The sequence below is a fragment of the Tunicatimonas pelagia genome (assembly GCF_030506325.1).
Classification (GTDB): Bacteria; Bacteroidota; Bacteroidia; order Cytophagales; family Cyclobacteriaceae; genus Tunicatimonas; species Tunicatimonas pelagia.
Map to the genome: position 1 here is coordinate 5,838,126 of NZ_CP120683.1, position 22,212 is coordinate 5,860,337.

Consider the following 22,212-nt stretch of genomic DNA (forward strand, 5'->3'; position numbering starts at 1 on the left):
TTACTTCTTTTTCAAGAAAACCAATGCAGTTCTTATTCTTTTATTCTCCGATGATTTTTTTCTCTAGTTAAACCGGGTAATTGTTATTGGTCGCGCTAATCCTTATTAGCTGGGTTACCACTCACCACTAAGGAAAAACGCTTCTTGAGCGATAGGAATTTAGCCTCAAAAAGTTCATACGAACACGCTGCAATCACGATCGTTGTAATTAAGCTAAGAATGTAAAGTAAAACTGAATCACTAAATTCAGTGAATGTAAGCTGAAAAGAGGTACTTAATATCTGGAGAACTAAGCCGATTGCTATTTCGTGGAACATATAAATTCCGTATGAAATGGTACCTAAATAGTTTAAAAACGCATACTCAATTTTTATGATTGATTTCGGATTTGTAGCAATATTCAGGATAATGATGAGAAACAATACGGAGTAAAGCTCATGATGAATAGGTCCGGCATATATCCCGCTAACCAGCCCGAAGCCTAATAAACAAAAAATAGCGACCTGGAAATACTTGTTGTATACAAAATCTAGCACTCTTTGAAGACGGTAGTACAATACATACGCACCAATACCGCCAATGATCATACATTGAAATCTCGCAAAATGCAGGTAACTCTTTCCGAAAGTAGTAACTGTCTCTAGTACCTCGTTATCGGTTATTTTAGGAACGGCAAAAAGGGTTAGCTTAATAAGTACTACAGTAGCTAGTAGGCTGATAATTAGCTTTTTAAAGTTGGGAAAAAATTTAACGAGCAGTGGCCATATCAAATAGAATTGCTCTTCTATACCAATAGACCAGGTAGGCTCAATGTACAGCGTTCGGGAGAACGATATGAGAACCACTTGCGGTAGAAATATGATATAGAAGAATAGTTTTGAGCTAAAATCTTGATAGAGAGCTGATAGTAGTGAGGGAGTGTACAAGGACTGTATTTGGGGTAGGATAAACATACCCAACACTACAATCAGATAATACAGTGGCCATATTCGGAGGAACCTGCGGATATAAAAATTTTTAATCGATATATCTTGACTATTCTCTCGTTCAACAAACAGTAAGTAAGTGATTAAGAAGCCACTCAGCACAAAAAAGAAAGTTACCGCCAGGTTGCCTACCTGATGAACCGCCTGGTTGTCGTAAGCATGTTCATAGCCGAAAAGCTGCTTGAATTGTTCAACATGGCTAACAAAAACTAAAAGTGCGGCAAAGAAACGAAGGGAGTTTAGTCCTGGAAAATAAACTTTGGCCTTCTTGTGGAGTATTGTTGCTGATTGCATACGCTCGGTAGGTACTAATTCCATCAGATTAGGTAGATGCACTAGTCACTTTGCGACTATTAACGTATTGAAATTGCTTTTTCAGATTATTTATGGGTTTTTCAACAAGGTGCCATGAAATTGCGGAAAATAGTATTAATAAGGATAAGAAGATGATAAAGCGGACGATTGGATTTTGAATTTCCGTGAAAAGATAATCGTTGGTAAGTGGGTTTCTGATATTGTACCGCTGAGAATAAATTACGGCCAGCGTGTAGAGATAAGGAATAAAGTTATGGAAGAGGTAAATTCCGTAGCTTATCTTTCCAAGATAGACTACAATACCATTCTCTAAAATAGACTTCATTAGTGGATGCTCAAACCCTTTACCTGCTCGGTGGATAACCCAGACTGAGGCTAAAGCAATAATTGAGCCTTTGATAACCAGTATTAATTGGTATGAGTCAACAATTATAAGCCAAGTTACTGCGAATAAACTCAACAAAGTAACGAGTAGTATAGAAAATGTCTTCTGGACAGTCTGCTTGTCAGAATTTTCTTGCTTAAAATAGGCAAGTACTGCCCCGATACCGAAAGCATCTAAGCAAGATGGAGTTAGAATAAGCGCGAACAAGTCGTTGGTTAGATGACTATCAAATAGTGTAAATATAAGGAAGCGAGAGAGGGGGCCTATTACTACGAAACTACTAATCACCAAGAGCAGCCAGCGGGTAGGCACAAACAGAATAATTAGAGGCCAAAACAAGTAAAACTGTTCCTCTACCGCTAAGGTCCAAAGGTGGGTAAGTGGCCCACCCCAATTTTGTGTGTAGAAAACAAAATAATTAGAAAGGTAAAGTACGTACCAAATAAACTTTTCGCGAATGCTGGCTAGCCCTACAGCGAAACAAGCGAAGATGGTAATATAGTAGATAGGAAAAATGCGGAGTGCGCGGCGTATAATAAATTTTTTTAAGACCTGAGCTTTAGGTATCGCATAATTATCCGAGTCTGTTCGGTTCTTTAGTAATATTTTAGTAATCAAAAAGCCACTTAGTACAAAGAAAAATACTACGCCAATATATCCCGGATTAATTGCCTCTAAAACCTGATTATGAGGTAACCAATGCTCGAGTATTACCAGCCCGACAGCAAACGCCCGAAGAGCGTCTAGCTGAGGCATATAATGCAAGGGCTTAGTGGATGGAGGCGCAGAGAGAGGCACTAATTATCGATTATTAGATGATGCTGCCTGTTACACAAGTAAAAGGACAATTTATTTTTGACCAATGACCTGAATAGCATTTCCAGATTTCGAGTTGTCAAACAATAAGTCTACATGGATTAATAACTTCGCTATGGGGAGAAAGAGTAATTGGGCAATTGCGCCGCCTTTTTTAGCAAAGTAGCTTAGTTCCCAGGCCAATCTAGCCCAAAAACCATCGGAGTAGCTAGCGTGTACAATAGAAAAACCCTCATCGGTGAAGCGTTTTTTCAATCCTTCGAGGTTGTATATCTGACCTACGTGCTCGTCATCAAGCCACTGTTGATGTTCTTGGAAGAGGCTGTCGGGGAAAATAGTCTTTTGACTGATGTTGGGCATTTTTACCAATAGGTATCCTCCTTCTTTTAGTTGATCGTAACAAGCTTTGAACGGCATTTCTGCCTCGTAAATATGCTCAAATACATCTATCGAGAAGATAAAATCAGCTTGCTGATCGTTGGGTAGTGTCTCTATTTTACCGTCATGAATGCTTACATTCGGAATGTTTAGTGTTTGCTTGGTATGACGGACACGATCTACTCGCTCGGGGTCGATTTCTAGGGCAGTAATTTTGGATTGAGGCAGAGCATCGGCTATCATAAATGAATATTCGCCATAGCCACAGCCCATATCTACTATCTGGTGGAATGACCTAAGGGGAAGTTTTCGAAGTAACCTAATGACTACTTTAGACCTTGCGTAATTTCCTACATTCGTGTAGCCCAATAATCGATAAGCTAATTTTGCTAGCGAGGGATACTTCTGCATCCGGTAGCTAGTGAGTAACTGGGTTTTCCCGAAAGTGAATTTTCCTATTTTACCTGAATAAGTTGTCGACATGTATAATAAGTAATTTCAGACCTTTAACTTTTTTATAATTGATTCTCGTAATCAGACCTTCGTGAGTGTAGGAGAAGAAACGGTGGTAGCTTTAGGACGCTTAGGCGTAAATAGAAACCACCAACCATTTCCGTAAGTAATCTTGTAAAATACTACAGGGATGATCGTGGCGGCTATAGTGCTGATTAGTACAAGTACTCCCGGATCATCCACTTGCATAAATCTGACTAACACTATTCTAATTGGGGCACTTACCAATACGTGCATGAGATAAATATACATAGAGTGATAGCCAGCTATCTGTATCGGAATAATGTACTTGCTATTTCGTAAAGCGAAGGCAATACAAAAGGTAAATAAGCATCCGGTTATTGCAATTAGAGCAAGTAAGAATGGATCATAAACTTCGTGACGAAAGTAAAGCCACTGGGTGATCGCAAAAAGCGCGGTGGCTAGCAGCATAATTTTAGGAGAGGCAAATAGCTGATAATTTCTCTCGTCTAACAGAAAAGATGATACAATATCGCCGATGGCAACATAGATGAAGAACATCAATACATCTTCTATTACCGGAGTATGAATAAACTGGGAAGCGAAAAGGAAAATACAACCAAGCAGCAAAAGCGCGAGCTTATTTCCTTTGAACAAGCGAAAGAAAAGAAGGTAAACAACGGCTACGTTAAACAGTGCGTAAATAAACCAAAATTGATCAATAGCTCGAGGGTTGATAAAGATGTACAGATAGTCTAAGTAGGTGCGGTGGGCATTGATGTAGTCACGAAACACCCACTGAACACTTATCTGAAGTGTAGTCCATATCAGATAGGGATAAATCAGGCTCTTCAACTTGCTGCTAATAAAAGCTTGGTTGGTACGCTTCAACAGGCTAAACCGCACAAATACTCCTGATAAGATAAAGAACAATGGCATTCTGAAGCTATGAGTAATATCCGCTAGAATGATATAATCGCCTACATCTATTCCCGAGCGTTCAATACCAATTAGAATGTGGCGGTAAACAACCAAGATGATGGCAAAGCCTTTGGCGATATCAACCCATACCATTCGATTGCTCGTACGTAGTTCAGTCGATGTCATGATGGTCGGAACTGATTAATTTGAGACGCTTTAGTGTGTTGTGAGTTAAACTTTAGTGGCAACCACCATAATTTCTTTAATGCCAAACAGACGTGAAACGGCATTGGTGGCAAACCGGTAAGCGTTGAAATTTATTCTAAACAAGGGGAGTAGTTTTTCGTAGCCAGCTCCTCTTAAGTACTGATTAGATTTTATTTTGAAACCGTTGGTGATAAGCAGGTTATTGATAGTTCTGAAATTCCACATGTGAAGATGCTGATTTAGGTCTAAGTCAAAGCTAGACTTACCGTGCTTTTCAAACGGAATGACCAAGATCAAATCGTGGTTCTTTTTTAACTTGCTTCGCATCTCCTCAATCATTTGCTTGGGGTGCGGATGGTGCTCCAAAACATGAGAGGAGAAAACATAATCGAAGCTATCGTTTTCTATTTTCTCTATGTCATCAGTTACATCTAAGCCTTTCGCTCGACAGAAATCAAGCCCGAAAGTTGATATATCGTATCCTTTAGCATTAGGAAGTAGGTATATATTTTGACCTAGCCCACAGCCATAATCTAAAATCTTAGCGTCTTTGGGGATATTGCTAAAGAATTTAGAAAGTGCAACTTTCGCCCTAGCAGTATAATAATCTTCGTTAAAGTGACTTTTATGGCGAGTGCCGTGGTAATCGGCTTCATAATGAGTAACAGTGTTAGTCATATCTCTTAATAATTTAGATGAACGGTGGTACCTTACTGAAGGTGTAGATTCTTCTCATCTACTTTGTTTAGTATTGCTCCCATTAGCTTACCGTTTAAGCTATTTAAAAAGCTTATAGACTCTCTATCCATTTGCTTAATAATGGAACGTCCGGAGAAAATAGGTAGCACTCTGTCGGTGTACTGCACAAGCTCACGAGTATCAGAATAAGCATTAAGGTTAGCGCCTTCCATTAAAATATAGTCGTAATGCTTTTTGACCTCATCTAGCAGGCCTTGAAAATTCCTACCTGAAAAGATTTCTGAGGGAGAGTTGTTATCAGGCTTACTACCAATAATATCAATGTTTCTATAATTAGACGCAGTAATGATTCCAGAGGAATAGTCTTGACGAACATCACTATCTGGATTCATCACATGAGTTTGCAACTGAAGACTATTCACTGCTCCATTTTTATCTTTAGAAGTAGCTTTACGAGAAGAAGGAGGGGGAAGCAGCAATGTTCTGGTCAGTGTATTGTGCTTGAAGTTGGTGTCGATGACAAGCACCTTTTTGCCGACTAAGCTTAGCGCATAAGCTACGCACAGGATAATGAACGACTTACCTTCACCAGGCTTAGTGCTGGTTATCAGGTAAACCTTGGCATTGGCAGATTCTATCTCATGTCGTAGCTTTCTAATTAAATGCTCAAAAGTGCTGAGTTCTTTAGACTTAGTACTGCTATCAAAGATCTTATTGATATTGAATTGTCTTACATTAACGTAATTCAGTGTACCAGCTAAAGAAAGGCCCGAAGACTTACGGAACAGTGCCGGAGTTTTAATTCTTACGTCGATGTACTGAAGGAATAGAATAATCAGGATGCACAATACTAAGCTAGACATACCGGTTAGCCCGGCTGTAATCATAGATTTAGAAGGCTCTGGCTCTACGGCGGGCTGTCCGGCCAGTACTAGTTTCATTGAGTTATCCGAGGCTAGAGCAAAGTTTTTAGAAGCATTTAGTTTTTCCTGGGCATCTAAGTACTCAGTAGAGGCAACTTCTACCTCTTGCTCCAGGCGAGAAATAATAGCTTCTTGCGATGCGTAGCTAGAAACGTTAGACTGAAGGCTACGCAAGCGTTTATTAATTATCACTAACTGATTTTTTGCAATCTCAAGATCTACCTCCAGCTCTTCTTTTTTGTTTATCAAACTGGAGCGTGATGTGGGGCTTCGTTGCGACTGGGCTATTTCTACGTTTAGCTCATCCCTGGTTTGCTCAATTGAATCTAGGAGAACTTTGTTATTTGCTCCCGTATTAATGTATCGCACATTTAAGTCATTCAACTTTTTCCGAAGCGATACAATACGATTGTTGGAGCCACCGTAGTTGCTACCGTAAGTAGCATTAGGGTTCTGAATTTGGAGCTCTACGTTTTTCAGCGATACCAATAGCTCCTGGACTCGGTTCTCAGCCTCTACCTTTTGATCTTCTAGGTTGGCTATCTGCGTGACTTTTGCCTCACTCTCAACTTGATAGTTAATTACATTATTCGTTGTTTTATATAGCCTAAGCTCCTCGGCTTTTTCGTCTAAATCTCTCTTTTTCTTTAGTACTAGATTTTCAAAAAACTTCACTGATTGGCTCTTCTGTTCTATTTGCTGCGAAGTGTTAAACCTGAAAAATTCTTGTACAAGAGTATTAACCACAAAAGCGGAAAGCTGAGGGTTTTCTGAGGTGAATTCTATAGCTATGTAGTCAGTATAATTTACTCGGGAAATTCTTAGATTTTCCTTTAGTGACTCATAGTCGTAACGATAGCTTCTCAGAAGTTCTATAAGCTGCCGCTCTTTAGTATTGAATGTGGTTAATGATTGTATAGAATCAAGCTTGCTCTCAAAGGTTTCCCGTGCTTCTTGAATAGTAGACTTATCGTAAGTAATTAGTTGCCCCTCGCGGTTCACAGGTCTTCGGAAAGGGGTAGGCTGCTCTAGGTCATGGATGATAAGGTTATAAGAGAGTAAGCTGGTAATGAGAGGAGAATTAATTGTTTCAATAGCGTTATTGAACATTATATCAGCTTCCCGCAAATTAAAACCGTCGTCTACTATTTTTACTTGCCGATCTTTAACCGTAAATCCAGTAGCTATCTGAGCTTTAGATAGGTAACGATCTTGGGCTTCTTGGGTAAGAAATAGTGCTACCACTACCGATACTAGTGGAACCGATAGTATAATCCACCGCTTTTGCCATAGTAACTTAATTAAATAAAGTACATCCATAAGTAGATTTGTACGTTTAAGTTAAATCTTGTAATTTTTTGGGCGTTATTAATTTTTATTATTGTGTAAATATAACAAAAAATTAGATAATATCTGTATAAAAAAGATATTTAAGCAAACTATTCTTCATTATCCGAAATGATATTTTTTGCTAATATAATTTCAACCCGCCGATTAATACTTTGATCTTCACCTGATATGCCTACCGAAAGAGGGTACTGTTCGCCCGCGCCTAAAGAGATAATTCTCTCAGGTAAGATTTCATAAAATATCAGTAAATTCTTTACCTCTTCAGCCCTAGTTTTAGATAAACTTAAGTTTACTTTGTCTCCCCCAGTTTGGTCAGTATGCCCGATCAGTTTAATGATAATTTCTTCGCGGTCGCGGATTTTATCCGCAATAAACCGAATAACATTCTGAAAGCTTGGTTTAACTTCGGAAGAGCCCTCTTCAAATAACACGATAGGAATCTCTGGTGAACCCAACAGGCTAGTAATCATATCTTCATCCAAAGGTGTGTGGTCGCTTTTGCTGGTTATATGAAAAGTAGAAAGCTCAGCTGATGAAGAATCGTCACCTGAGACCAGATCGGTGAGAAATAGCTGTTGATTATCAGATTTGCGCGAGCTAACAAAGGAAGCTGCGCCCTGCTCGTTCATGGAGAAGTATGCATCAAAAAATTCAGAATTGATAGAGTCGCTGAGGTTTTTGGGCAATGACCAAATATTCCAGGTATTGTAGAGCCGATCGGCATAAAAAATATCCATATCGCCCGAGCCACTGTGTCCGTTACTAGAGAAAAACAAGCGATTGGTGTCGTGAGTGAGAAATGGGGTAATTTCATCTTTAGGAGTGTTGATAGTGTTGCCCAGATTGATGGGGGATAGCCAGTTGCCTAAAGAATCTTGAGTAATAATGTGTAAATCCTGCGACTTATTATTGCCATTCTTGCTACTTGAAAAAGTAATAATTTTACCAGATGGATGAACGTGAATACTATGTAACCGGTCGCGGATAGAAGACAGCTTGAAAAAATGACCCAGCGACTTTTTTTGAAGGAAGTCTTCAAACATAAGATTACTGGGTATACTGTATACGTATTTCTTTATCTTTTCATTTTGATCTATCAGGTAGAGTGTGTCTCCGTTTTGAGTCATTCCAACTACCGACCAGCTTTCTTGCCCCGAAATTGTAATTTTTTCGGGAAGGTGCCAATATGCCCCATTGATATTAGCACTCCTCTTTAAAGAAAAAGAGCGCTCAAGTGAGTCGGAGTAAGTGAAGTATAAGAACTCACTGTTGGGGCTCAATATCGGATACGAGAAATATGCATCAGCAGAAACTTCTTTCTGATCTATAACAGCTTCAGCAGATTCGAAATAAATCTGCTGAGAAAAAGCAAGTTGGCCAGAGCCAAGGAGACAAAAAAAGAACATCTTGTAACACACAACTTTGTAATAGGAACTAACTTTATTCAAGTAAAAAGAGATTTAATGTATTCAAAAAGTGGTTATCGCAATATTTTATCACAATTTTTTTCAAAAATAATGTTTTTTTATATCTTTGAAGACAATTTCATACACAAGTAAGGTTTTTCTATTCTGGTTCATAAAAATAAGCAATGGTGAAACAATCTACATTATTAGTCGCGCTCCTGTTGTCGCTTAGTACAGGATTTAAATTATTCGCTCAATCAACCCCGTTTCCAGATCAGCAGCCCCCTTGGGGTGAGGTAGGTGATTGGGGGCATAATAGAGGGAGTAGTTGGGAGTTAAATTATCTTCCGTTCATTTATAATAACCTTCCTTTTCGTTTAATGCCCCCCAACGGAGTGACTTATACGAAAGGTGCTGGAGGAAGCGATTATTATGGAGATTGGAATTTTTCTGATCCAAATAAGAAGTATCCTCTCATTTTGTTTTTACACGGTTTAGGTGAGACGGGGGGTGATAACCGAGATCAACTTAGAAATGGAGGGCGACAACATCGGGATGCTGTTTTAAGGGATCAGTTTCCAGGTTATTTGTTATATCCTCAGACAGAAAATGGCTTTTGGACCGGAGGAAACGCGCTTTTTAGCAAAGAGATCATTGAGCTGCTGATAGAAAACAACAATGTTGATCCAAACCAAATTTATGTACATGGTCTGTCTGCCGGAGGCACAGGCACGTTGGAAATGCTGACACAATACCCTAAGTTGTTTGCTGCTGGCATTCCCATGTCTGCGGTTGGTCCGGTTGCCTTTATCCCCAGAATGCCAAGAGTAGCGGAGATTCCGGTGTGGATTGGTCAGGGAGGCTTGGATCGTCGCCCATCCCCAGAAGCTACTACGCAATTGCTTAATGCACTAGAAAACTTGGGTGGAAACGTAAAGTATAGCTTTTATCCGAATTTAGGACACGGTATATGGAACACCATGTACGCTGATCCTGATTTCTTTCCTTACATGCTTCGCAACAAGAAAAATCAAATTCATGTATACGGCGGACGAACTAATTTCTGTGAAGGACAACCAATAAACGTAGATTTAGGAGTAACCGCGGGTTTTTCAGGCTACGAGTGGAAGAAAGATGACGTAGTTGTCGCTACCAATACCAATCGTATTAATGTTCAAGAAGAAGGAACATTCACCATGCGTTTTAGGAGAGGGAGTGAGTGGACAGAATGGTCTGACCCGGTTGTTATTCAATACATTGGCCCCACCCCACCGGTTTCTATCACTGCTTCAGGAAGCGTGCATTTTCCAACCTTGGATGGTACCACTAGTGTTACTTTAAGTGCTCCTGATGGCTATGAGTTCTACGAATGGTCAAATGGAAGTACTACCCAAACTATACAGGTAAGCAATCCTGGTTCATACAGTGTGGCTGTAACTGCTTTTAACGGATGCCCTGGCGGGTTTTCTGAGCCAGTGGTATTAACTAACAATAGCACGCAGGGGCCATCAAGCCCTAGTGATTTTTACGGAATTGCCGACTCTGAAACTCAGATTAATTTATTCTGGGGCTCCAATAATGCTAATCAAAAAGGTTACGAACTGTATCGGGCATTGGAAGAGAGTGGGCCTTACGAACTATTAGCGCTACTAGGCGAGGGTGATGATGCGTACGTAGATAGTGAGCTATCACCTAATACCAGTTATTATTATCAGATTAGGGCTACCAATACCCAAGGTGCTTCTGAGTACGAATTGTTAGAGGTAACTACTTTTCAAGATACTGAAGCACCCTCTCAACCTACCAAGTTTGAAGTGGCAGCTACTTCCGACAATAGTATTCAATTGTCTTGGACATCCTCGATCGATAATGTTGACGGGTTAGGTTCTCTTGTTTATGATTTAACGTACGGAGGGAATACCTATGAGATCAATAGTGAAAACTCCATTGTGTTTCCGTTAAATGCAGCTCTTAATCGTCCATCAACTGCTTCTAGTGACGAAAATTCTTCCAGGAATGCCGCTAAAGCAAACGACGGGAGTTTAAATACCTATTGGTCTTCTGGCAGAGGAGGAAGAGAAGAGCCAGAATGGATACAAGTTGATTTAGCCGATTCTTTTCTGGTATCAGCCGTAACAATAACTTGGGAAGGCGACTATGCGGTAGATTATCGACTTCAGGTTTCTCATGATGCAATAAATTGGGAAGATATTCTTAGCGTAGAAAGCAATTCTGGGCGCTATAAAACGCATAGAAATCTAAGTGGTATCGGGAGATACTTACGAGTATTCGTTGATCAACGGCGTGGCGACAACCGTCGTGTTCGCATGGAAGAGCTGGAGGTTTACGGTTCTAATCTTAAAGGGTATGACCAACCTACCATTATTACGGAAGTGAAGGGGTTGACCACAGGTGATTTGTATGCATTTTCTTTGCAGGCAAGAGACAAATCGGGCAATAGCTCAGTGTCTACTGGTCAAATAACCGCACCAGCGGTAAATCAGGGGCTGAAGTACCAGTACTATAGCACTAGGATTAACCAACTAAGCGATCTGCGCTTCAATTCTCCGAATGGTTTTGGTACTTTACAAAACTTTGATCTTTCACCCAAGCAAAACAGGGATTATGCTATAGTGTACGATGGGTATATCACAATTGAGAATGGTGGGTTATATACATTTTACACTAGATCTGCCGATGGAAGTGTGTTATCAATTGGTGATTTTCAAGTAGTAGATAACGATGGTAGACAGTTCGCCCGCGAGCGATCCGGTCAAATTGTACTAGCAGAAGGAACCTACCCCATTCATCTAGAATACTTTAACAATGGTTATTGGGGTGATGTATTAGAAGTTCGCTGGGAAGGTCCCGGAATTTCCAAACAACTTATTCCAGATGAGGCAATGAATACTGATTTTACGTTGCCAAGCCCGCCCAATGCCCCAGAAAATGTAACAGCTACTGCCATTGCTCATAATCAAATTGAGTTAGAGTGGGATGATCAATCTTCTGACGAAAGTGCATTTGAAATATATCGTGCCCTAAGTCCACAAGGTTCTTTGACTATGATAGCTTCAGTAGAAGCAAATACTACAACCTTTATTGATAGTGCGCTAGAAAGCGGAACAACCTACTACTACCAAATACGAGCTATTGGGCCAACGGGAGAGTCTGATCCTAATGTTGGGTCTATAACTGGAAACGGCCTCGACTACAGTTATTATGAGATAAATAATTTATCGAGGCTTCCTGATTTTGACTCTTACACCGCCAAAGCTACGGGTAATGTTGATAACGTAGATTTGAGTGTAAGGCAACAGGATGACAATTTTGCTTTCCAGTTTGAAGGCTTTATTGACATACCAACACCTGGTGAATATACCTTTTATACGAGATCGGATGATGGAAGCAAGTTGTATATAAACGACGAGGTGGTTGTAAACAACGACGGAATACATGGAGCTCAGACTCGCAGTGGAGTTCAGCAGTTTGATGATGCGGGCTTTTATGCCATAAAAATTGAGTTTTTTGAACGAAGCGCAGGTCAAAGTCTTACTGTAGAATACGAAGGCCCAGGAATTTCTCGTCAGCAAATACCTAACTCAGCTTTCAAAGCGGTTGAGTATATTAACGCTACTACCTTAGAGCTACCTCCTTTGCCCAGTGCCCCAACCAACGTTGCTGTATCTGGTATATCTACCTCTGAGATTGAAATAACTTGGACTGATGCCAGCAACAACGAAACGGGATTTGACATATTTAGGGCAATGGGTGGCAGTAACGATTTCGATCTGGTGGGAAGTGTTGAGGCAAATACTGAAAGTTACCTGGATAGCGACCTTACGGCTCACACTCAGTACCGCTATCAGGTAGCTGCTAAGGGAATACAGGATCAAGTAAGCCTTTCCCAAATTGTTGAGGGAAGTAGCTTGAATACCAATCCGGTTTTTGATCCAATGACCGATGTTATTGTGCGTGTTAACAGCAATTTGCAGGTCAGTATCACGGCCAGCGATGCTGACTTAGACGAAGTTAGCCTGAGTATTGTACAACAACCCAACTTTGTGTCAACGGTGCAAAACAGCCCAGGACTACTGGTGTTATCATTAAGCCCTACCGAACTAGGCACCTACACTGTAGATCTTTTAGCAGAAGATAACTTTGGAGGTTCTACTGCTCTGTCATTTGGTATTACAGTAGATGAGAACTACCTCCCAGTTATCACGCCTATTAGTAATATTACGATAGAAGAAAATGCTTCTTATACGGTAAATATATCGTCATCAGATCTCGATGCAAGCGACAATCTTACCTATTCAACAGGTGATCTTCCTGCATTTGCTAATTTCTCGGACAATGGCGATGGTACTGCTACTTTAGTATTAAATCCGGATTATACCAGTGGCGGTGTTTATCCTGTACAGGTTTCAGTAACCGATGGTAAAAGCACCACTAGCGAATCATTTTCTGTTACTGTAAGCGAGGTAAGTGTTAGTAAAACGTTCCTGGTGAACTTTCATAGGAACAGTGCTGCTCCTGCACCTTGGAATAATCTTTCTAGTTCAACTGCGGGAACTACCCTTTCTAACCTTACCGATAATGCTGGAGAAAGTTCAGATCTGTCATTGGAGCTGATGACTTCGTGGACCGGTGCTAATGATTTTGGGGCAAACACGGGAAATAACTCAGGTATATATCCTGATGTAGTAACTCGTTCATTCTTCTTTGAGCAAAGCACAGGTGTAAATACGGTCAAGGTTAGTGGGTTAAACTCAGATTTGAAATACGCATTCCGATTTTTCGGAAGCAGGGATAATACGGGAAGTACAGCGATAAGGAACACCAATTACACTATTAATGGCCAAACCGTTACGCTAGATGCAATGGGTAATACATCGAATGTCGTGACGATAGATAATGTATCTTCAGATACCAACGGTGAAGTTACAATTGATATACAGAAACAGGATGTATTCACTGCTTTCGGGTATATCAACGCACTTGAAGTAGTATCTTACTTTGATAATGGTACTGCACCAGACGCACCAAAGCTACTAACGGTCAATTCTACCGCTAGTATGGAAATAACGCTGAACTGGACTGATCTTACCCCAGATGAAACTGGGTTTAAAATTTATCGCGCAACAGATGAGGCAGGGCCGTTTAGTGAGATTACTGCTTTAGGAATAAATACTAGCTCATACGTAGATGCGGTGCCAGGAGGGGGAACCTATTGGTACCAAGTGACGGCAATCAATAGCAATGGTGAATCGACACCGTCCAATGCCCTTAGCTTTACTTTATCTAACAATGCACCAGTTATTTCGCCAATTAGTGATGTGCGAGTGGCTGAAAATCAAATTGCAAGTGTAACTATCTCAGCTACCGATTTGGAAGGTAATTCCATATCGTTTACTGGTGAGAACTTACCCGATTTCACCACGCTAACAGATAACCTCGATGGCACGGCTGATTTGAGTATAGAGCCTAATTCGGGAGACGCTGGTAATTATTTATTGCAAATTACTGCCACTGATGATCAGGGGGCCAGTAGCACAGTAGATGCAGCCATTGAAGTATCTGAGAAGCTAATTGTGTCTACCTATATCAATTTTAACTTAGGCTCAAATGAAGGGACACCCTGGAATAATTTTAATACTCAGCCATTGGCTGGAACTTCAAAAAGTAATTTACTTGACGAATCGGGTAGTAACTCTGGATTGTCCGTAACCTTCGTTAACAAGTGGGCAGGGTCTAACACTACGGGTGTAGTCACTGGTGATAATTCGGGAGTTTATCCCGACAACGTTATGAAAACGTTTTATTGGGAGATTACAAACGAAGTAAAAACAGTAAAGATCGGTGGAATGGATACTGATAAGGCCTACAATTTTGTCTTCTTTGCCAGTAGGGCCGGCGATGGTGATAGAACTACGGTCTATACCATCGGGAACAAGTCGGTTGCGCTGAATGCTTCAAGAAATAGTACAAATACTGTTAGAATCAATGGTGTGAAAGGAGATGCTAACGGTGAGCTAATTATTGAGATGCAGAAGGCAACATCAGCTTCATTTGCCTACATTAATAGCATGGTGATTGAGTCATTTGAAGATAGTGGCATACCAACAACTCCTTCAGAATTGGTTGCTGTTGGTAACTCTAGATCGTCAATCAACTTATCGTGGTCAGATAATTCAGTGAATGAAGATGGATTTAATATATACCGGCGAAGTTTGGCTGAATCAAATTTCACTTTATTAACTTCAACTGATCCGAATATATCAACTTACGTAGACACTGGCCTTGAGACTAACACAACCTATGTTTATAAGATTTCAGCCTATAATGATTCAGGTGAAAGCACTTTCACTGACGATGTTTACGCATCTTCATTGTTGTATACTATTTATCTGAACGCAAACCAAGGCTACAATCAAGGGCAGCCGTGGAACAATATGAACACCGTGCCAGTGGTAGGTACTCAGCGAACTAGTTTACGCGATCAGAGTTGGGTAAACCGCGGTGTATATTTAAGAGTTGTAGAGCATCCTAACTCCACCACTTTTGGGGGGGCTAATCCGTTTGGAATGGTACCTGGCGGAACGGGAATTTACCCAGATAATGTAATTAGAACATTCTGGTTCTTAGAAGCTACTGAGGCCGCCCGCATTGAAATCGGAAATCTAAGCGAAACCCTCACCTATAACTTTGTTTTCTTTGGAAGTAGAGATGGTGGTGGTAACAGAAACACCGACTACACGATTAATGGAAATACGGTGACTTTAAGTTCTTCCTTCAATATTTCTAATACAGTCCAGATAAACGGAGTGCAGCCTAACCAGAGTGGTAAGGTATTCATTGATATTGTTTCCTCGGCCGGGTCGCAGTATGGCTATCTCAATGCACTGGTTATCCAGGCGTATAATGAGGTGCCAATTTTAAGTGGGGCGAGAGTTGCTGATGTTGAGAGTGAAAAATCTGATAAGACTGGGTTGGAAGCTGAATTAGACGAGAGTACTTTAACCGGTAATCATTTAATATTCCCGAACCCGGTTACCAATGAACTCACTATTGTTTTACAAGAAATTCCAGACGAAAAAGTTGAGATCGAGATTTCTGATGGGCTAGGAAATCGGGTTTACCATGAAGAGATTTTACCTAAATTTAATACTTCTATTTCTGAAATTGATTTCTCTACCCTTGCAACTGGTGTGTATTTCGTAAGGATTATTCCTACTAGTAAAAAGGGCAAAGTATATAGAGTGATTAAAGATTAAGTAGAATAGCACGCATAATGCTATCAGCGTAGCTATTAGAAAAGTGTTCATCTGTAGCAAGCTTTGCTAAGCTAGCGTGAGCCATAAACAAATAAGGCGATGTAGGAACATTCCTACATCGCCTTATTATCTGTATCTAATACTTATTCTAACCGCTACTATAGTAGCCTGAAGCTACTAGTAGTCCTCAAGGTTATTTTACAAGAACCTTTACAGTTTTTACGAGTCCTTGTTCTGACGCTATACGCAAATAGTACACACCGGATCGTAACCCTAAGCGCTGAGTATTTAGCTCAATAATAGAACTGCTAACTTCTCCAACTTCCCAGCTAGTGACCACATCAGTGTTGCTCAACAGCGTTAGACGGTAACTCGACTGACCATCTGTTTGCGGTAGAGATACGAACAACTGCTTATCTACCGGATTAGGATATACCTGTATCTCAGAATTATCAGCTATAAACTCATCAGAAATAGTTTGTTCTACTACTCCCTTACTCGTAGAGTCTTCTAAACGAGATTGGTTAGGATTGTATCCCACAATTACCATAGCATTCAGATAGCCATAGCTTGAAGTAGACGATTTACGAACTTCAACCAATATTTCCTTCGCGCTACTTGGGGATAAACCATCTATCTCTACTGTTTCTGTATTATAAGAGGCATTCAACGAGACGGATTTTCCTCCGGCCTTATAAATTGTTGTACGATCGCCACCTCCATTACGGCTACCAAAGAAGATTAGCTTGTACTTAAGCGAAGCGTTAAGTTCTTTAATTTTGAATGTATAAGTATTCGAGGTAGAGATAACGTAAGCTGACTTCATTACATTATCTGGAAAAACACCTGAATTATTTCCCGTGGTCATACCGGCAAGGTTTACCCCATTCCAAGAACTTGTAAAGTCTATATCAACCGTAGTTGCCCTATTATCATCTGTGCTCATGTTGCGTAACGGCTCAATGTATTGGGGGTGCGAACCAACATTATTCCAAGGTGCAGGCTGATTATCATTTTGGTTAAAATTAACCAGTATCCGATAGCCTTCAGCACCAGGATTAGGTGGGTCTACTACAGGAGGAGTATCTCCAGTATCGGAAGTAAACAACACATCATTCGGGATTTTCTTTTTGCTAACACCAGGGCCTTGGTACTTTACTTCTAGTACCTCACCACCCGATCGTTCAAAGTACACCACTTTGATAGCGTGCATACCAGCAGATAGGGAGACGCTTCCAGACCGTTCTTGTTTACCGTGCAGTCCGTCGTTATCAACAATCCGTTTGTTGTCAATGAACAACTGACTACCATCATCCGAAGCTGTATAGAAGGTGTAGCTTCCTTGCTTTTCGATTTGAATGTATCCGGTAAAGGCAAAGCCAAAATTGCTATTTTGCTGTCGTGGATTCAGACTAAAGTTGGCTACCGTACCTTGCTTTTCAGCAGACAGCTTGCCAAAATCAGGCAGTTGGCTCCAGGCACCGTGGTAGTACTTATAGTTTAATCCATTTCCCGCTGCCGGAGGATTATCTCCAGTATCGGAAGTAAACAACACATCATTCGGAATTTGCTGTTTGTTAACACCGGGGCCTTGGTACTTTACTTCTAGTACCTCACCACCCGATCGTTCAAAGTACACCACTTTGATAGCGTGCATACCAGCAGATAGGGAGACGCTTCCAGACCGTTCTTGTTTACCGTGCAGTCCGTCGTTATCAACAATCCGTTTGTTGTCAATGAACAACTGACTACCATCATCCGAAGCTGTATAGAAGGTGTAGCTTCCTTGCTTTTCGATTTGAATGTATCCGGTAAAGGCAAAGCCAAAATTGCTATTTTGCTGTCGTGGATTCAGACTAAAGTTGGCTACCGTACCTTGCTTTTCAGCAGACAGCTTGCCAAAATCAGGCAGTTGACTCCAGGCACCGTGGTAGTACTTATAGTTTAATCCATTTCCCGCTGCCGGAGGATTAGGGGAAGTAGTAACCTTGGCTTCATACGCTCCAATGTCAAACTTATTATCATAAGGTCTATCAACCCCCTCCATATCAAATCTAACCCCGTAAGAAGATACATCTACCCCTGCATTGATACACGGTGACCCTGAGGCTAATTGATAGTTTCCAGAAGAGGCATTAACAAACTTTATGTCATTAATATTCTTAGTGGTGTAGTTACTGCCTTCTTCTACCTTCACTTTATTATTCAGTGTAATAATATACTTACCCTGCGAGTCCACAATAATGTTGTTCTTCACATAGTTGTGAGGAACTTTTTCGCCGTAGAGAAGAATACCACCCGCCCCTGAATTAATGATTGTATTGTTATAAAAACGATAGGGACCGTCAATTTTGTCGGCTCTCTCATCACAGAATATACCAGCGTGCGGGGAATTAATAATAAGGTTGTTAAACACTACGTGTCCACCACCACCAAAAACCTGCATACCGGCACCATCGCCTTTACCATTCTTAATAACATTGTTATACACTTTAGCCTGCTGACCAACTATCAATCCATTCGATTGAAAAGGGGCAAAAGCATCATATCCATAATCCTCAATTAAATTACCATATATTTCACAGCCAACAGGGTTACAGGCTACCTGAATACCATCGGCTCCAGTGTTCTTAGTGATATTATTGTATACTTTGAGGTTATTTATATTATGAGGATAAATAGTACCACATTCTGAAGTCTCTAGCCCGTTGTACGCATAGTGGCCAATATATATACCTTCACCGTATACATCGTGAATGTAATTATCATGGACTAAAACATTCTCCATTACGAAGTTTTGACGCTGATACTGAGGAAATTGGCACATAGGATCAGATTTAATCATGATACCAGCAAAACCAGCGTCTGCTACTTCTATGTGGTCTATCTCAAAATCGGTACATCCCCCGCCATATCGGATAGCGGTATCTTTTCCACCTTTGGCTACCTTAATTCCGTACTTCATGCCACGGACCCCGCTTCCGGTAAATCTGAAAAATTTACATTCAGAAAAAGAAATGATTCCGCGACGAGTTTCATTCTCAAATTGTACTTTGCCACCACAGTTTTTTACAATAATAGGCTTTGATGCAGTTCCACTAAAGTTTTTGAAAGAAATATAATCTCTCACTCCGGCCTCAAGACAAATAACATCCCCTGGTTTGATTTCACCTAGCGTCGAAGGACTAACAGTTCGCATACTAGATGGTACTACGTGATCACAATCGCAGTCTGCTCCTGGTGAGTTACTTGATGGATTTGATACTACCACATTTACATCATCAGAAGCGGTAGCCCCGTCTTCATCTGATACAGTAGACCTAAAAGTATATTCTCCTTCAGTAAGAGACGACACTTTAAGAGTAGAAGAGTTGGTTTGTGATAAAGAAGCCGATGGGCCAGAAACTTTTTTCCAGGAGAAAGACGCAACCTGCCCGTCTGGGTCAGTAGCTGTGCTAGATATTCTAGTAGAGTTTTCGGGAAGAGTTAAAGTTATATCATCGCCAGCATCAACAATAGGGCTTTGGTTGGGGGTGCCAGAAGAATTCCCACTTTTGCTGTGAGATAGCATCCAAGAATAAATATCGTGACCAGCACTACCGCTGTACGTACGACTCCATGAGTTATGCCCCACGCCAGGGTAGAGAGTTAGTTTAGCCTCTACCACGTCTGAGCATTTGTTTATTTCCTGAATAGGAGTGATTGAGTTTGAGGGGGCAACTGTTCTATCGTTTTCGCCATGAAATGCCCATACTGGGATTTTAGCAAGTTCGCAGTAGTTTTGACCAACGCCACTGCCAGCGATGGGAACAGCAGCAGCAACTTTATCGGGATATTTGGCTGAGTAAGCCCACACACCATGACCGCCAGAACTTATTCCAGTAAGATATATCCGATCTTCATCTATGTTATAGTTCTCGACAATATAATCTACGTAAAATTTAACTGCGTCAGCACCCCACCATCCGTTAAAACGCTGAGGTGAGATCACGATAAATGGAAAATCACGTCCGTCGTTAATTTCCTTCGGAGGGCCTACTCGCAGTACCCTATTCAATTGCGTAGTACCATTACCTTTTTCGCCTATACCATGCAAGAAAATTAGTACAGGGAATTTGTCACTACTATTGTAGTTTGTAGGTAAGTACTCATAATATCCGAAGGCCGCAGAGGTAGATCCTTGCGGTTTTGCTACTTGATCCCCTGGCCCTGCGAACCCTATCAGGCTCATGAGCAAGGAAGACAATAATAATGTAAATGTTTTCATGTTGTAATCTTTTGCTTTGAATCTAGGTAGTGAGTGTTGCAAACTCTATTCCCCAAAAAACACAATATCTAGGCCAGCAATATCATAATCATGCTTAGTAATATTTTTCCTGAGAAATGATTTTTAGATTTAGTTAAATAGTCAATATTTCCTGGTAGACATAAAAGACATCAAGGAAAGAACGAATACTTTTATTGCTAAGATGAGTAAAAAGCTATAAACCGGATATTGCTGTAAAGTATTTATAGTGAGCGAGTTTTAGAGAATCATACGGTAGTACTGGGGGTATCACTAAAAGAGAAAAAGAAAAAATGTCAATATGAAATTTATTTAGAACTAATAAATTCTCACTACGTACAGTATTTTTGAAAACATTACTTTTAGCAATTAAAATATAATTTTTCTAACTTATACCTAAATGCATTTGATTGATTCCTTCCTATATTCTAATGAAAAAAAAAGCGTTTTTATGCGTATAATTCCTTGTAGAGAGGGTTTTTATAAAAATATGCCTATCAAATTGATACTTAATGAAATCAGTTTATCAATATGAAAGTATAAATTTTCTTAGAAGACCTATTCATTTTGATTTTATTCGCATCACAAAAAACCGGAAAGCCAGTCGCTATTGCCTAATATTAGATTGTTAATTAAGAATAAATAGCCCTCTAATATGTGCCAATAATTCGGGATTAAAGTATTTCACAATATACTTGCTCAGTACGTCTGATAGAATCTTTTAGATCGTACTCTTGATACACTAAATCGCTGGCACTTAGCCCAGTTCGCTCAGCTAAATTCTTGTTGGTGTGTAACTGAATAATTTTGGCAGCTATATCCTGAGGATGGTTTACTTTTATATAAAAGCCATTCACTTGGTTAATAATAATTTCTTTGGTGCCATCTACGGGGGTTGCTAGCACCGCTTTTCCCATAGCCATGGCTTCCAGTAATCCGATAGGCAGCCCTTCCCACAGTGAGGGCAAACAATAAATATCAATTATTGATAAAAGGGCAGGCACATCATTACGAAAATCTTGGAAATGAAAGTTCGAGGCAATATCGTATTTTTCAACCAGATCAATAGCCTCCTCTTTAAGGTCACCCTCACCAACCATAAGAAAGTGAATATCCGAATGTTCTTGAAGAACCTGTTGGGCAGCATGAACAAAACTAATAGGATCTTTCTGATGGGTAATTCGGGCAATGAATCCAACTAAGGTACAGTGTGAGGGGACTCCCAATTCAGCTCGAGTATTGGGGTACGTTTTGCTTTTGTCAAAACGGGTGAGGTTAACGCCGTTCTGAATTACAGTAGCATTTTGTAGTCCTAACTTTTGTTTACCTTCCTGGAAGTTACTATGAGAAACGTTAATTACAGCATTAGCCTGATTTATTAGCCACTTTTCTCCGGCTTGTCTTAAGTATCTAATATAAGGTTTTTGCCCAGCATGAAAAGACCATCCGTGCACGGTATATAAAAGGGGAATATTTAACTTATTTGCTGACCAAAATACGTTAGAGCATGCTCTGGTGCCATGAGCGTGAATAATATCTATGTTTTTTTTGCCAATAAGTTCTGAAACTCGGGGCCAAACCCGGAAATCGAAGGGGGATTGGGAAGGAATGACATAGGTTTCAATACCCAATTCCTGAAGTGCTTCGATCATTTCTCCAGGTGTAAATGATACGACGATGGGGTAAAAGTCTTTTTTATTCAGGTGAGTGACTAAATCTAAAAGATGCCGCTCACCACCTCCGATCTTACCTTGACGTATAGCATAAAGAATTCTTTTCAACAGAACGGT

General features: G+C 40.3%; 10 protein-coding genes. 1 reads left to right on the top strand and 9 read right to left on the bottom strand.

Translation table 11 applies throughout. The annotated features are described in order from the left end of the window. Window positions 1-95: 95 nt before the first annotated feature. The 7 genes from P0M28_RS25075 to P0M28_RS25105 form a co-directional block, all read right to left on the bottom strand. Complete coding sequence (locus tag P0M28_RS25075; RefSeq protein WP_302206092.1) at window positions 96-1,304, bottom strand: acyltransferase family protein; 1,209 nt, start codon at window positions 1,302-1,304, stop codon at window positions 96-98. A 4-nt stretch (window positions 1,305-1,308) separates the two neighbouring features. Then, window positions 1,309-2,442, bottom strand: a complete 1,134-nt coding sequence (locus P0M28_RS25080) for an acyltransferase family protein (RefSeq protein ID WP_302206094.1) — start codon at window positions 2,440-2,442, stop codon at window positions 1,309-1,311. A gap of 93 nt (window positions 2,443-2,535) precedes the next feature. After that, window positions 2,536-3,363, bottom strand: a complete 828-nt coding sequence (locus P0M28_RS25085; protein ID WP_302206095.1) for a class I SAM-dependent methyltransferase — start codon at window positions 3,361-3,363, stop codon at window positions 2,536-2,538. 51 nt (window positions 3,364-3,414) lie between these two features. Continuing rightward, window positions 3,415-4,461 (bottom strand): acyltransferase family protein, encoded by a 1,047-nt coding sequence (locus P0M28_RS25090; RefSeq protein WP_302206096.1) that lies wholly within the window; start codon window positions 4,459-4,461, stop codon window positions 3,415-3,417. A gap of 45 nt (window positions 4,462-4,506) precedes the next feature. Further along, window positions 4,507-5,160, bottom strand: coding sequence for a class I SAM-dependent methyltransferase (locus tag P0M28_RS25095; RefSeq protein WP_302206098.1), 654 nt, complete (start codon window positions 5,158-5,160; stop codon window positions 4,507-4,509). Between the two features lie 32 nt (window positions 5,161-5,192). Next, window positions 5,193-7,424, bottom strand: coding sequence for an exopolysaccharide transport family protein (locus tag P0M28_RS25100; RefSeq protein WP_302206099.1), 2,232 nt, complete (start codon window positions 7,422-7,424; stop codon window positions 5,193-5,195). 119 nt (window positions 7,425-7,543) lie between these two features. Next, window positions 7,544-8,860: an OmpA family protein gene (locus P0M28_RS25105; RefSeq protein ID WP_302206100.1), complete on the bottom strand. Its 1,317-nt coding sequence runs from the start codon at window positions 8,858-8,860 to the stop codon at window positions 7,544-7,546. A 185-nt stretch (window positions 8,861-9,045) separates the two neighbouring features. Between P0M28_RS25105 and P0M28_RS25110 the strand changes: the two genes are divergently transcribed. After that, window positions 9,046-16,137, top strand: coding sequence for a PA14 domain-containing protein (locus P0M28_RS25110; RefSeq protein ID WP_302206102.1), 7,092 nt, complete (start codon window positions 9,046-9,048; stop codon window positions 16,135-16,137). 193 nt (window positions 16,138-16,330) lie between these two features. Here P0M28_RS25110 and P0M28_RS25115 read toward each other — a convergent pair whose 3' ends face one another. Both P0M28_RS25115 and P0M28_RS25120 read right to left on the bottom strand, forming a co-directional pair. Next, window positions 16,331-20,404 carry a PA14 domain-containing protein gene (locus tag P0M28_RS25115; RefSeq protein WP_302206103.1) on the bottom strand — a complete coding sequence of 1,358 codons (4,074 nt, stop codon included), beginning with the start codon at window positions 20,402-20,404 and terminating at the stop codon, window positions 16,331-16,333. A gap of 692 nt (window positions 20,405-21,096) precedes the next feature. Next, entirely contained in the window at window positions 21,097-22,203 is a 1,107-nt protein-coding gene (locus P0M28_RS25120; RefSeq protein ID WP_302206105.1) for a glycosyltransferase, read from the bottom strand. Window positions 22,204-22,212 lie beyond the last annotated feature (9 nt).

Excerpts from the sequence above, each read along its gene's own strand:
- P0M28_RS25100 (WP_302206099.1), bottom strand. The coding sequence starts at position 7,424 with ATGGATGTACTTTATTTAATTAAGTTACTATGGCAAAAGCGGTGGATT.
- P0M28_RS25105 (WP_302206100.1), bottom strand. The coding sequence starts at position 8,860 with ATGTTCTTTTTTTGTCTCCTTGGCTCTGGCCAACTTGCTTTTTCTCAG.
- P0M28_RS25080 (WP_302206094.1), bottom strand. The coding sequence starts at position 2,442 with ATGCCTCAGCTAGACGCTCTTCGGGCGTTTGCTGTCGGGCTGGTAATA.
- P0M28_RS25075 (WP_302206092.1), bottom strand. The coding sequence starts at position 1,304 with ATGGAATTAGTACCTACCGAGCGTATGCAATCAGCAACAATACTCCAC.
- P0M28_RS25115 (WP_302206103.1), bottom strand. The coding sequence starts at position 20,404 with ATGAAAACATTTACATTATTATTGTCTTCCTTGCTCATGAGCCTGATA.
- P0M28_RS25110 (WP_302206102.1), top strand. The coding sequence starts at position 9,046 with ATGGTGAAACAATCTACATTATTAGTCGCGCTCCTGTTGTCGCTTAGT.
- P0M28_RS25090 (WP_302206096.1), bottom strand. The coding sequence starts at position 4,461 with ATGACATCGACTGAACTACGTACGAGCAATCGAATGGTATGGGTTGAT.
- P0M28_RS25085 (WP_302206095.1), bottom strand. The coding sequence starts at position 3,363 with ATGTCGACAACTTATTCAGGTAAAATAGGAAAATTCACTTTCGGGAAA.
- P0M28_RS25095 (WP_302206098.1), bottom strand. The coding sequence starts at position 5,160 with ATGACTAACACTGTTACTCATTATGAAGCCGATTACCACGGCACTCGC.